At 33.0% G+C, this 13,438-nt stretch carries 13 protein-coding genes; 5 read left to right on the top strand and 8 right to left on the bottom strand.

Features of this window, described 5'->3' with window-relative positions:
- Positions 1–1,892, top strand: a 1,892-nt coding sequence (locus ACILQF_RS04615) for an FUSC family membrane protein (RefSeq protein WP_395626241.1), incomplete at its 5' end; no start/stop codon positions are given.
- On the opposite strand, the gene ACILQF_RS04620 is transcribed toward ACILQF_RS04615, so the two are convergent.
- From ACILQF_RS04620 to ACILQF_RS04640, 5 genes are all read right to left on the bottom strand, one after another.
- On the bottom strand, positions 1,889–2,545 hold the full coding sequence (locus ACILQF_RS04620; protein WP_395626242.1) for a DsbA family protein: 657 nt from the start codon (positions 2,543–2,545) through the stop codon (positions 1,889–1,891). The genes ACILQF_RS04615 and ACILQF_RS04620 overlap by 4 nt on opposite strands.
- Before the next feature lie 4 nt (positions 2,546–2,549).
- A complete protein-coding gene (gene bioB / locus ACILQF_RS04625) occupies positions 2,550–3,548 on the bottom strand; it encodes a biotin synthase BioB (protein WP_395626243.1) in 999 nt (332 codons plus the stop codon).
- Positions 3,549–3,617: 69 nt separating this feature from the next.
- Positions 3,618–4,967, bottom strand: coding sequence for a magnesium transporter (gene mgtE / locus ACILQF_RS04630; protein WP_395626244.1), 1,350 nt, complete (start codon positions 4,965–4,967; stop codon positions 3,618–3,620).
- A gap of 90 nt (positions 4,968–5,057) precedes the next feature.
- Entirely contained in the window at positions 5,058–6,182 is a 1,125-nt protein-coding gene (corA, locus tag ACILQF_RS04635; RefSeq protein ID WP_395626245.1) for a magnesium/cobalt transporter CorA, read from the bottom strand.
- Positions 6,183–6,184: 2 nt separating this feature from the next.
- Complete coding sequence (locus ACILQF_RS04640; protein ID WP_395626246.1) at positions 6,185–6,793, bottom strand: WbqC family protein; 609 nt, start codon at positions 6,791–6,793, stop codon at positions 6,185–6,187.
- A 103-nt stretch (positions 6,794–6,896) separates the two neighbouring features.
- Here ACILQF_RS04640 and ACILQF_RS04645 point away from each other — a divergent pair, with 103 nt between their 5' ends.
- Both ACILQF_RS04645 and ACILQF_RS04650 read left to right on the top strand, forming a co-directional pair.
- A complete protein-coding gene (locus ACILQF_RS04645; RefSeq protein ID WP_395626247.1) occupies positions 6,897–7,787 on the top strand; it encodes a lysophospholipid acyltransferase family protein in 891 nt (296 codons plus the stop codon).
- Positions 7,780–8,808, top strand: coding sequence for a glycosyltransferase family 2 protein (locus ACILQF_RS04650; RefSeq protein ID WP_395626248.1), 1,029 nt, complete (start codon positions 7,780–7,782; stop codon positions 8,806–8,808). Before ACILQF_RS04645 ends, ACILQF_RS04650 begins: the two co-directional genes overlap by 8 nt.
- Here ACILQF_RS04650 and aroQ read toward each other — a convergent pair.
- A complete protein-coding gene (gene aroQ, locus ACILQF_RS04655; protein ID WP_395626249.1) occupies positions 8,791–9,204 on the bottom strand; it encodes a type II 3-dehydroquinate dehydratase in 414 nt (137 codons plus the stop codon). The genes ACILQF_RS04650 and aroQ overlap by 18 nt on opposite strands.
- 41 nt (positions 9,205–9,245) lie before the next feature.
- On the opposite strand from aroQ, the gene xerD reads away from it, so the two are divergent.
- On the top strand, positions 9,246–10,145 hold the full coding sequence (xerD, locus tag ACILQF_RS04660; protein ID WP_395626250.1) for a site-specific tyrosine recombinase XerD: 900 nt from the start codon (positions 9,246–9,248) through the stop codon (positions 10,143–10,145).
- 1 nt (position 10,146) lies between these two features.
- Here the strand turns inward: xerD and ACILQF_RS04665 are convergent, their stop codons facing one another.
- Both ACILQF_RS04665 and prmC read right to left on the bottom strand, forming a co-directional pair.
- Positions 10,147–11,199, bottom strand: a complete 1,053-nt coding sequence (locus tag ACILQF_RS04665) for a nucleoid-associated protein (RefSeq protein WP_395626251.1) — start codon at positions 11,197–11,199, stop codon at positions 10,147–10,149.
- Positions 11,200–11,237: 38 nt separating this feature from the next.
- A complete protein-coding gene (gene prmC, locus ACILQF_RS04670) occupies positions 11,238–12,104 on the bottom strand; it encodes a peptide chain release factor N(5)-glutamine methyltransferase (RefSeq protein WP_395626252.1) in 867 nt (288 codons plus the stop codon).
- Positions 12,105–12,214: 110 nt separating this feature from the next.
- Here prmC and ribD point away from each other — a divergent pair, with 110 nt between their 5' ends.
- Positions 12,215–13,261 carry a bifunctional diaminohydroxyphosphoribosylaminopyrimidine deaminase/5-amino-6-(5-phosphoribosylamino)uracil reductase RibD gene (ribD, locus tag ACILQF_RS04675; RefSeq protein ID WP_395626253.1) on the top strand — a complete coding sequence of 349 codons (1,047 nt, stop codon included), beginning with the start codon at positions 12,215–12,217 and terminating at the stop codon, positions 13,259–13,261.
- Positions 13,262–13,438: the final 177 nt, after the last annotated feature.

Below are 13,438 nucleotides of genomic sequence, written 5' to 3' on the forward strand. Positions count from 1 at the left end.
TCTTTTTTACAGCTGTTTTAACAGGATTAATCAATAAATACCCGATTTTAATTGGGATAGAGATAGTTATTCTATCATTCTTTTATTCCATGTTTTCTGTTTATGGTAATAGGGCATCAGCTATTGGTACTGCTGCTTTGTTGATTATGATTTTGTCTATTGATGAGGATGTTAACATAATTAGTGGTGCTTGGGGGCATGCATTATACATTCTTATTGGTGGAGTTTGGTATATGATTTTAAGTATGGCATTAGCTCAAATAAGGCCCTACAGATTAACGCAACAAGCATTGGGTGAATGTATTCGCGATGTGGCATCCTACGTTAAATTAAAGTCTGACTTCTATAACACAGACAGTAATTTTGATGAGAATTATAAGAATTTAATTACACAGCAGGTGCTCGTCCATGAGCATCAAGATTCTTTGAGAGATCTCCTTTTTAAAACCAAATTGATGATCAAGGAATCGACTCACATAGGTCGTTTGCTTATTCTTGTTTTTGTAGATATTGTCGATCTTTTTGAACAAACAATGGCTACTCATTATGATTATCAGGCTATTCGAAACACGTTCGGTAAAACTGATTCACTAAAAAAATTCAATAAAATCATTATTAAGCTTTCTGAAGAGCTCGAAAACTTAAGTTATTACATTATTAGTAATGAAAAACCGGTACAGCTTTATGATTTAAAACCGGACTTAGAAATGCTAAAAGAAAGCATCGATAAAGTGGAAGATTCAGGTGTAAATTCAATTGTGCTCAAAAAGATATTGATCAATATTAGAAACATGGTCAATAAACTCGATAAAATTTACTCTTACTTTAATGAAAAGCAAATTTCGGGACAGCCAGACATTGATTATAGCAAGTTTGTTTCGCACGATGATTTTGAATTTCAAAAATTTAAGGGTAATCTAAATCCGAAATCATCAATTTTTCGACATTCTGTACGGGTTTCACTCATGTTTTTAATTGGATTTTTAGTCTCAAAATTGTTTCCTATTGGCCACCACAGCTATTGGATTCTTTTAACACTATTAGTCATATTAAAACCTGCTTATAGTCTTACAAGGAAGAGAAATATAGAGCGATTAATTGGAACCTTTATTGGAGGTATCGCTGGAGCCTTAATTTTGATTTATGTAGAAGATCAAACAGTTTTATTTGTCTTTCTACTAATTTTCATGATTGGCACATATAGTTCACAGCGAATAAATTACACGGTTAGCGTGCTGTTTATGACTCCCTATATTTTGATTTTATTTAGTTTTTTGGGAGAAAATAATATCAGTATCGCCAAAGAGCGAATGGTAGATACATTAATTGGTTCTTTAATTGCATTTTTCTCAAGTCTTGTTATTTTGCCGAATTGGGAATATTATCAGTTTAAGAATTTTATGCGTGAAGTTTTAGTCGCTAATTATAACTACCTACATCATGTGGCTGAGGTCTTAGCTGGAAATAAGACGGATATTGTTCATTATAAACTTGCTAGAAAAGAAGTATATGTAAGCTCGGCCAATATAGGTAGTGCATTTCAAAGAATGCTTAGTGAACCCAAAAGTAAACAACAAAATATTAAAGAGTATTACAATTTTGTAGTCTTGAATCACATGCTATCATCTTATATAGCCACGCTTGTGACTAACCTTCAACAAGCCAATTTATTTGAAGCAGACTCAAATCACATTAAATTAATTCGTAAGTCTTTGTATAGTTTAGCAGATGTTATAAAAAAAATGGATTCTCCCGACTTTAAGGAGTTGGAAATGTCATTAATACAGATTAGTCAAGAAGCTATCCAAACAAGTGAATCAAAATTATTAACCGAGCAATTGGAACTTATTTATAAGCTTGTTTTGGATATTCAAAAAATAAGTCAGACTTAAACATTTAAATTTTCTATCTCTTTTAAGACATTCTCAATCCTTAATTCTAATGTTGCGGAGTCGGTATACCCCTTTGCGATCAGGTGAAAGCTTGTTTCAGACGATTGAATTAAAACTGCTGGATATGACTCTACTCTTAATTGCTTTGCCAATGCAAAATCGTAATAAGCAGCTTCTTTTGAGCTTTCCATTTTCATTTTAACTTCAAATTCATCTGGATCAATACCATGATTTACAGCTATATTACGATAGGTATCGATTTGATTTGGTTCTCTCCCATCAAAATACAAGGCATTTTGAATTTCATGTGCGAATAAAACAGATTGATCCGGAAAATATTCCTTAAAAAGAGAGAGCGCAATCGACGGCATTTCTGAATTTAGAATCATAGATCCATCCTGTAAAACTCTTAAATAGGCTTCACCAAATTTAACTCCTGTTGTGTTTTCTACCGTTTGATAGGCTGATTTTATATAGGGAGCGATGTTATTTATAGATCCAACACGATCGCCAATCATCATCCCTCCACTCAATACTTCAAATTCAAACTCATGTTTATGGGTTTCGTAACATTCTTTTATAACCTTACTAAAACCATAGCACCAACCACAAAGTGCATCATAGACATAAATGATTTTTATGGAATTATTCATAATCTTAATTAAGAACTTCTTTTTCTTCTACCTGTGGACGACCATTTTTAAATGCTTCACGTGGTTTTAGTCCCAATAATTCAAACATCTCCATATCATCATTAAATGATGGATTTGGTGTAGTTAAAAGTTTATCACCAGCAAAAATAGAATTTGCACCTGCCATAAAGCAAAATGCTTGATCTGTTAGGCTCATTTCTGTACGGCCAGCAGATAAACGAACTACAGTTTTAGGCATAATAATTCGTGCAGTGGCAATCATGCGTACCATTTCCCAAACAGAAACACGAGGTTGATCTGCAAGTGGAGTACCTTTAACGGGTACTAATGCATTTACTGGTACAGACTCAGGGTGTTTCGACATGTTAGAAAGTGTTTTTAGCATAGAAATACGATCTTCAACTGATTCACCAAGCCCAATAATACCGCCACTACAAACCGTTAATTTAGCTTTTCTGGCATGTTCGATGGTTTGTAAGCGATCATCGTAAGTTCTGGTACTAATAATTCGCTTATAATCTTCTTCAGAAGTATCTAAATTATGATTGTAAGCATATAGTCCTGCATCAGCTAATCTTTGCGCTTGAGTTTCAGTAAGCATCCCTAGGGTGCAACAAACCTCCATATCTAATGCATTTACCGAACTTACCATTTCAATAACGCGATCAAAATCACGATTATCTCTAACTTCGCGCCACGCAGCTCCCATACATAATCTAGATGCACCTGCTTCTTTTGCCTTTTTAGCAGCTTCTGTTACTTGCTCAACCGACATTAAAGCTTGAACTTCCACATCAGTATGATATCTTGCCGCCTGTGGGCAATAAGAACAATCTTCAGGGCAACCACCTGTTTTTATTGATAATAAACTGCTTATTTGGACTTCTGAGTAGTCTTTATTTTCACGGTGCACGCTTGCAGCTCGGTAAACTAGATCGAGTAGCGGACTATGATAAATTTCTGCGATTTCTTCCTTGGTCCAGTTATTTCTGATTTCAGTCATGGTTTGAATCGTTTTAAAAACGTTGTGCAAATTTAAAATAAATAAGATTTAAAAAGGATTAAATAGAAATTATAGGATAAGATGACTTGCCAAGCCTAATAATAATAGAAATCCAAATACATCGGTAAATGTGGTAATGATAATTGATGAGGCTATTGCTGGGTCAACACCTATGCGTTTAAGTGCTAGAGGAATTGCTGAACCTGATATACCAGCAATAATTAAATTCCCTGTCATTGCAATAAAAATTATTAATCCTAATAAGGGATTTTGATCGTAAAACAAAGCGAATAAAAAAACAATAAAACCAATTGTAGCACCATTAATTAGTCCCACAGTAAATTCCTTTAATACTGTTCTATACGCTTGATTATCAGTAAGGTCGTTTAATGATATACGTCTCACTGTTACTGCCAGGGCTTGAGTAGCTGCATTCCCTCCCATTCCGGCTATAATTACCATATAGCCTGCAAGAACGCCCATGCTGGCTATGGTGGCATCGAAATAACGAATAATTGAAGCTGCTAAAAATGCAGTGCCAAGGTTTAAAACGAGCCAAGGTAGGCGGCTCTTCACAGCTTCTTTCCAATTACCTGCAAGTTCTTCATCTTCAGATACTCCAGATATTTTTAAGATATCTTCCGTGTTTTCCTCTTCCATAACATCAATTACATCATCAAATGTAATGCGTCCTAAAAGTTGCATATTATCATCAACTACAGGAATACTGGTAAGATTGTATTGAGAAATTAATTTAGCTACCTCTTCTTGATCTGTTTCAGCCCTAACATATACAAAGTCAGATTTTATTAACTCTTTAATTCTGACGTTATTACGAGCTTTTATGATATCCTTTAAACTGACAATACCTAATAATATATTTCGATCATTTATTACATTGATGGTATAAAACTCCTCCATCACTTCAGATTGTCTTATAATTTCTTCTATTGCCTCTTTTTTGTTTAAACGCTCGTCAATTTTGATGACCTGTGTGTTCATCAAACCACCAGCACTATCCTTTTCGTATTTTAATAATGAACGAATATTAGATGCATCTTCCTCGTCGAGTTCTTTAAGGATTTCTTGTTGTTGTTCTTCTGGAAGCTGACTTATAATATCTGTTGCATCATCATAATCTAACTCTTCAACAATTTCAGAACGCCTTTCGGGAAGTAGGTTCTCTAAAAGTTTTTCAGGGTGAAATTCAGAATCCATTTCTGAAATGACTTCAGAAGCTAATTCAGCAGGTAAAATACTTATGATTCGCTCTCTAGATTCTTGAGATATGCTTTCAAATAGAATAGCTATTTCTGATGGATGGTATTCAGAAATAAATACTTTTAAAGCCTCATCACCCTCTTCGAGGGCCTGCTTGATCTTTAATAGATCTGTTTTATCTAGCTCAAAAGACTGCATTGGCTAAATTTAGGAAATTAGACTGACAAATAATTGTTTTTTATAATAAGCATTGTTGAATTTTCCCTTAAATTAATATTTTTTTCTATTCTAATTTTTATTTAACCACCCCTTTCGCCAAAAGTAAATCATCTGACCAATAGCAATGATAAACATGCCCAAAACTGTGAATAAATAACCGTTTTCATGATATAATTCAGGCATATTGTTTTCTAGTACTTTGCCAGTTATTGGATCATGAGCAGCAAAATTCATCCCATAAACACCAGCGATAAATGTTAAAGGAATAAAAATTGACGAAATTATAGTCAAAACCTTCATTATTTCATTCATCCTCTGACTTATGAGGGTTAAATTCATGTCAATTAAACTGGTAGTGAGATCCTTATAATTTTCAATAAGATCAATAATTTGCATGGTATGATCATAAGTATCCTTAAGATATGTTCTGGTAGTTTTTGAAATTAATTTTGATTCACTCCTAATTAAATCGTTTATTTTATCGCGTTCCGGCCAAGCAGCTCTACGAATACTAATCATTTCTCTCTTAATATTTTGAGTTTGAAACATGAGTGTTTTATTCGCACGGTGGTATAAAAGTTGTTCAATATTTTCTAGTTCATCACCCAATTTATAGATAAGATTGAAGTAATTATCTAGTATGATATCTGTTATAGCATACATCAGGTAGGAAGAACCAGATTTTCTGATATTGCCCTTCCCTCCTCTTAATCGATTTAATACGGGTAAAGTATTCTCTGAATAAGTTTCTTGAAAACTAATTAATAATTTAGGAAATAAGATCAATGAAACTTGCTCGTTTTCTATTTCTTGATGCTTATCAACATAAAGCATTCGGCTTACAGCAAATAAATAATCATCATACTCGTCAAGTTTAGGTCGCTGTCTACAATCTGCAATGTCTTCAATCAACAATTTATTGATGGCAAACTTATTCTCAATAAATGTCAATAAATCTGCATCCCCAATGCCTTTTATTTCTATCCAAATGTGATAATTCGCGTATTTTTCTAGTAGTGAATCTAGGTCCTTTATCGTGTTAACATCTTCTGAATAAAATTCTTCCGTGTTATAAGAATAGAAACATATTTTAGGCTTTAGAGCCCCTTCATATAATTGTATGGAACCAGGACTAATACCTGGAATGGGGATGTATTTTCTTTGTTTAAGCCTTATTCTTCTGATTTTTGCCATACTTAAAGATATTTCACGCTTTGGGGACCTTGACTAAACAAAAGATCTACAATACTTAAGTTAGGCAAAAATCCATTACGATCCTCAAAAACTTGAAAATAAGGCTTGAAATTATCTATAGAAGTTTTTTTGGGATGAATGCTATCTCGAAAATCAATTAAATCAGAATAAGATTTTTCAAATTCATGTACATACGTAAACTGGATTTTTAATTTAAGAAACTTTAAGAGCAAATTCAGCATTTCTTCGTTATAGTCGAACAAGAAATCCCATTTCTTTTCATAAAATACGTTTAATTCATCCTCATAATATTCAAAATAGGCAGAACTTCTGTAGGATGTTTGCAGGCTCATTAAATGCCATCTTTGCCATTGAAAATCATAACTGATTTTAACATCTTTAACCAAGGTATGTGATTTAGCACCCTTTACTACAGGAACTGTCAAATCTAATTTCCCATTAGGTGAATGTATTGTGGCCCGATTTCGATAGCTTTGTTTTTGAAAGTTTTCGCTGTTTTCAAAAATGATATTTTCCTTATGAATTAATATTTTACTGAAATATTCAATTGGAGGAAGATAAAACAAAGGGAATACTGCGCCTTTTTCCATCGTTTAGATTAAGTTTGTACAAATATGCCTAAATTATTAGTCAACAACATAAAACAAATCTTCTTTTTGGAATTTGCTGCGAAATGCTCTACTAAGCTTTGAAATGAAAAAGTATTTTTATAAAATTCTGACAGGTTTTATGTTTCTAGTTTCTCTAATGCCTTTTAGAGTGCTATATATTCTTTCAGATATTTTGTTCTTTTTCGTTTTTTATCTTGTTAAATACCGAAGAAAAGTTGTTCAAATCAATCTGATAAACTCTTTTCCAGAGAAAACGTCGAGTGAACGGTATGAAATAGAAAAGAAATTTTATAAGCACTTACTTGATTTGATTTTTGAATCAGTAAAAACCATGACAATCAGTCCCGAGCAAATTCAAAAACGCTTTATTTTAAAAAATCCCGAAGAAATTACCAAATACACCGATTTAGGAAAATCAGTTATAGCAGTCTCTGGCCACTATGGTAACTGGGAATGGGGGCCTTTAGCTTCTGCAAATGCATTTAAATCAAATGTTATAGTCGTTTATAAACCACTATCAGATAAAGGTTTTGAGAAATTGTTAAATAAGATGAGAGCCAGATTTGGTGCGGTAATGGTTCCAATGAAACTTACTTTAAGGAAGATTATTGAATACAAATCAAAGCCTTCTATTATCGTTTTAGTAGGTGATCAAACCCCTCCGAGAGAAGAATCTAAATTTTTTACCAAATTCTTAAATCAGCAGACAGCAATATTTTTAGGTGTAGAAAAAATCGCCATAAAAACAAATTATCCCGTTATTTATTTTAGTATAAGTAAAATAAAAAGAGGATATTATGAATGTTTAATTAAACCTTTAGTTGATATACCAGAATTAACAGCAGAGCATGAGATTACCAATATACATACACAGGAACTAGAGAATATCATTCGATCTAAGCCTGAATTTTGGCTTTGGTCACATAAAAGATGGAAATTTACTCCTGAAAATTTAATACCGAAACATGATTAATTTGCCAAGAGTTGCAGTTGTAATTTTAAATTGGAATGGATTAGATTATTTAAAACAATTTCTTCCATCTGTTTGTGCAAGTACTTATTCCAATTTGGATATCATTATTGGGGATAATGCATCAAGCGACGGTTCTGTGGTTTTTGTTCATGATAATTATCCTCAAGTTAAAATCATAAAAAATGATCGAAATTATGGTTTTGCTGGTGGATACAATAAAATATTGAGTCAGCTAGATCATCAATATTTTATCCTATTAAATTCTGATGTTGAAGTTGATCCTAATTGGATAGAACCTGTAATTAGTTTAATGGAGTCTGATTCTAAAATTGCAGTAGCTCAGCCAAAAATTTTATCTCAAGCAAATAAACATTCTTTTGAGTATGCTGGTGCAGCTGGCGGATTTATTGATTATTTTGGTTATCCATTTTGCAGAGGTAGATTATTTGATACACTTGAACTCGACAAGGGACAGTATAATGAGAGTTCGGAGGTGTTTTGGGCTTCTGGTGCAGCTTTTTTTATAAAGCGTTCCAATTGGCTCGAAATGAATGGTTTAGATGCTGATTTTTTCGCGCATATGGAGGAGATAGATCTTTGCTGGCGATTGAAAAATGAAGGGTATAAAATCATGTATTGTGCTGATTCACAGGTATACCATGTTGGTGGAGGTACATTGCAAGCTGAAAGCCCCTTTAAAACTTATCTCAACTTCAGGAATAATCTCGTACTTCTTCAAAAAAATCTCCCTGCAAATCGAGCGTTCTTCATTATATTCATCAGGTTTTGGCTTGATTTTATAACACTGATTAAATTTCTATTCGATGGAAAGCCTAAAAATGCATTGGCAATTAGCAAGGCACATGTTTATTTTTTAAAGAACATCTTCCAGAATATTTCCAAAGCTCAAAAAATTAATAAATCAAAGTTTAATCGTTTTGGCTTATTTAGAGGCAGTATTGTTTGGGAGTATTTTGTAAAAAAGAATACTACTTTTTCAAGCTTAAAGAAAACTTTCTAATGCTAATCGATATCCATTAAGTCCGAAACCTGTTAAAACGCCCTTGCAATTTTTTCCAGTAAGGGAAATATGTCTATATTCTTCCCTAGCATAAATATTTGATATATGAACTTCTACCACTGGCGTATTAATTCCGGCAATGGCATCCGAAATGGCTACTGAAGTATGCGTGTACCCTCCAGCGTTTAAAATAATGCCATCATATGAGAATCCTACATCATGTAATTTATTAATAATCTCCCCTTCCACATTACTTTGAAAATAATCGAGATCAATGATGCTATATTTGGACTTTAATTCTTCAAAATATGTTTCAAAACTGCTATCGCCGTAAATTGATTTCTCACGTTGGCCAAGTAAATTTAAATTTGGTCCGTTAATTATCTGTATTTTCATGAATTCTAATTCTTAAAGATTAATCAAACTTAAAAAATATTTTGGACTGGCAATCAGGACTTATCGGCTTTAAATCATATTTAAGATTGGAACGTTCTTTATCGGCGAATACAATCGAGGCCTATTTACATGATGTAGATAAGCTAAAGCAGTATTTTATCAGTAAATCTGATAAAAAAGATTTGATAAGTATTTCAAGCAAAGATCTTAAAGATTTTTTATTGTGGGTGAATGAATTGGGAATGCTAGCTCCTACTCAAGCGAGAGTTTTATCAGGATTAAAGGCATTTTTTAAGTATTTAGTTTTGGAGAACATCATAAATACAGATCCATCAGCACTTATAGAAAGTCCCAAAACAAGCAGAAAACTACCCGACACCCTAAATATTGTTGAAATCAATAATATCATTGATGCTATTGACCTTTCCAAGCCTGAAGGAATGCGTAATAAGGCAATGTTAGAACTATTATATGGCTGTGGATTAAGGGTTTCGGAGCTTACAGGATTGAAAATTTCAAATCTTTATTTAGACATTGATTTTATCAAAATATTAGGTAAAGGCAATAAAGAACGCTTAGTGCCCATTGGATCGGACGCTATTAAATATCTCAAGATTTTTATTGAAGAGATTCGCGTTCATATTAAAGTAAAAAATGGAAATGAAGATTTTGTGTTTTTAAACAATAGAGGAAATCCAATTTCAAGGGTTATGGTTTTTCTTATAATTAAAAATTTGGCTCAAAAAGCCGGAATCAAAAAGAATATTAGTCCCCATACTTTTAGGCACTCATTTGCCACCCATCTAATTGAAGGTGGAGCAGATTTAAGGGCTGTTCAAGAGATGCTTGGTCATGAAAGTATCACAACAACAGAAATTTACACTCATTTAGACCGGGATTATTTAAGAGAAACAATTATCCACTTTCATCCAAGGAGTTAATTTATTGTTCTTCTTTAAAGTAAACTTTGTAATAATTCATGGATTTGTCTTGATCAAATCCTTTTTCAATTAATTCCTTATTTCCATGAATGTAGATGTGAAAGTTTTTATCAAGCTTTAAAATACTTTTAAAGATTTTGGCCTGTTTTTTTACCGCAGCATTAGAAATGTCAAATGGATGGTCCAAACCTGCATCAAACTCATCATTATATTCTTTGTTATATTTTTTAAAAGATTCTATCGCTTTGGGATTGCCAATAACTTCCTCCGCAAATTCGTCAATGACATAGCTATCCTTTTCCTTAAAATACTTCATCGATCTGTTTAAAAGATCAATTTTATCGGCTTTGGAAATTTCAAAATCATCATCTATTTTATTAGTAATAAATTCTTTGCATACTCCCAGTGTAGTATTTGTTTTATTGAAGTTATCATTTCTGATTTTCAATTGTAAAAATTCATCCTTCCAATAAGCAGCATCTGTGCGATTGGTTTGATCGATTACAATCACCTTGAAACCCTGATCTTTTTCAGTATTAAATATTAAACATCCTTTGTCAAGTTTGGTAATATTTATGGCATCTTCTTCGTAAGAAAGAGCGAAATCACCATTTTCCGGTTTGACTTTTAAATAACTTTCTTTAGTCTCAGATTTAAATATTCCAATAGCATCAACTAAATCGCCCTCCAATTGAATATCTTTAAATGTAGCAACGTAAAGCTCCCCAGCCTTGATTTTAGGGTGATTTGAGATATTATACAAATGCTTAGTAATTTGTCCGCTGAGCTCATGAAAGCTCGCTTGGTCATCAAATATTTTAGAGCTAAAGTGAAAGAGCTCATTTAAATTCAGATTATCACTTGAATGGGTAAAACGAAAAACTTCATAAGATTTCTCAAACGGCGATAAAAAATACTGCATTAATAATCGCCTTAGCGTTTCATCTTCAATTTGCAGGGTATTATCGGATAAGCTGTAAAATTCGTTTAAGGTCTTGTTTCCTACTCTATGAACTGAAAGTTTAGCTAGTGTGGCATCAAAATAGGTAAGCATATATTTTTATTTCGGATGTGTTATTTAGAATAAAATAATTAGAATGAGGCTTTTATCATTCGATCTTTGCCATACATGTCTTGGCGGAGCTCAGCGTCTTTAAATCCTTTTTTTAGTAATAAACTGACTGTTTCATTCCCAAAATTTTCGTTGATTTCTAGAAATAAGGAACCAGTTTTTTTCAGATTATTTAGTGCAAAATCGGCAATAGCATAATAAAATTTAAGTGGTGATTGATCAGGAACAAACAAAGCATTATGTGGTTCATAATTTAGAACATTTTGATGCATTTTTGATTTTTCAGAATCAGTTACATAGGGAGGGTTGCTAATAATAACGTCATATAACGTGTTCACAAATTCTTTGTTGGTTGGCATTAAGATATCATCCTTAATAAAGTTAAGCGCTGTTTTGTTTAAGTCAGCGTTTAATTTAGCTGTGATTAATGCATCTTCAGAGATATCAATAGCGGAAATATCTGCTAAAGGGATATATTTTTTTATAGAAATTGGTATACACCCACTTCCAGTTCCAATATCAACTATTTTTAATACTTCAGTCTCGCCCTTCATTTCCCGAATAGTAATAAGAGCCCAGTCCACCATTTCTTCAGTTTCCGGTCTTGGAATAAGAACAGAGGGATTAACCTTGAATTTCAAATCGTAAAAATCAGCCTCGCCTAAAATATATTGAAGTGGACTACCATCCTTCAATTGTTCGAGTATTTCCAATAATTTATCTAAATCGCTTTGAGCTATCTCTTCATCTCGCATACTTAGGTATTTCGCTCTTTCGAGCTTACATACAGAGTTTATACTTAACCAGGTGAGGCTTTTAACTTCTTGTGGAGCGTGAATTGACGATAACTTATCAGTAAATTCCTTCTCGAGTTGTATGAAAGTCATGGCACAAAGTAAACCAAATAGCTTGAAAATCCATAATTTCTAATTCTCTATTCTTACAATTAAATTGTCAAATCGACCTATATTTCTGTAATTGATGCTATTTTTGTGATATGACTCAACATGAGTATTTTTTAAAGCGTTGCTTAGAGCTCGCTCGCTTAGGTGCTGGCTCGGTTAGTCCGAATCCTATGGTAGGTTCTGTGATTGTTTGCGATGATAAAATTATTGGTGAAGGTTATCATATGGTCTTTGGTGAGGCGCATGCTGAAGTAAACGCAATTCGGGATGTATTTGAGAAATATGCTGATGCAAAGGAAATGCTCAAAAAATCTACCATTTATGTCAATTTGGAACCTTGTTCACATTTCGGTAAAACACCTCCTTGTGCAGATTTGATCATCTCAAATAAAATCCCTAGAGCTGTAATTGGCTGCCGTGATCCTTTTCCAGCCATCAATGGCAAGGGAATTGAAAAGTTGAGGAATGCAGGCATTGAAGTAATAGAAAATATACTTACTGAGGAATCATATAATCTTAATACACGTTTTTTTACACGGATAAACAAGCAAAGACCCTATATTATCTTAAAATGGGCAGAAACAGCGAATGGATATTTTGCAAGCCTTGACGGATCTCAAAAATGGATAAGTTCTCAAGAGGCTAAGCAATTGGTTCATCGTTGGAGAGCGGAAGAAGATGCTGTTTTAATAGGTAAAAACACAGCATTGTCAGATAACCCGAAATTAAATGTTCGTGAATATACAGGTAGAGATCCAATACGGATTATCATTGACCGAAGATTAGAATTAACACCACACTTAAATATTTTTGATCAATCACAAGAAACAATCATTTTTAATGAGTTTAAAACAGGTATAGAGGGCAAGATAAAGTACTTGGAAATTGAAAATTTTGATTATTTACCCCAATTGATTGCCTATCAACTCTATTTAATGGATGTTCAATCTCTTATTGTGGAAGGTGGAAAAAAAACGCTCGACCTATTTATCAAAGCTGGATTATGGGATGAAGCAAGGGTCTTTGTTTCTCCAAATAATTGGGAGAATGGCTTGGTATCACCTCAACTAAATAAAAGCTTATTTGAAACGCAAAACATTGGTCCGGATATTTTAAAAATTTACCGAAATACAGTCTGATATGATTTATATATTGATTAGTGTTTGTTTTAGTGTTTTTGTATCTGTTCTTTTAAAGTTGGCAAAGCGCTATGAAATAGATAATAAACAGGCTATAGCTTGGAATTACTCTATTGCCGGTTTTTTAACCTGGTTAATATACAGGCCAGAGATTCCAGATTTGAAGCTAAGTATTTT

It is taken from the genome of Daejeonella sp., from assembly GCF_044232565.1.
Classification (GTDB): Bacteria; Bacteroidota; Bacteroidia; order Sphingobacteriales; family Sphingobacteriaceae; genus Daejeonella.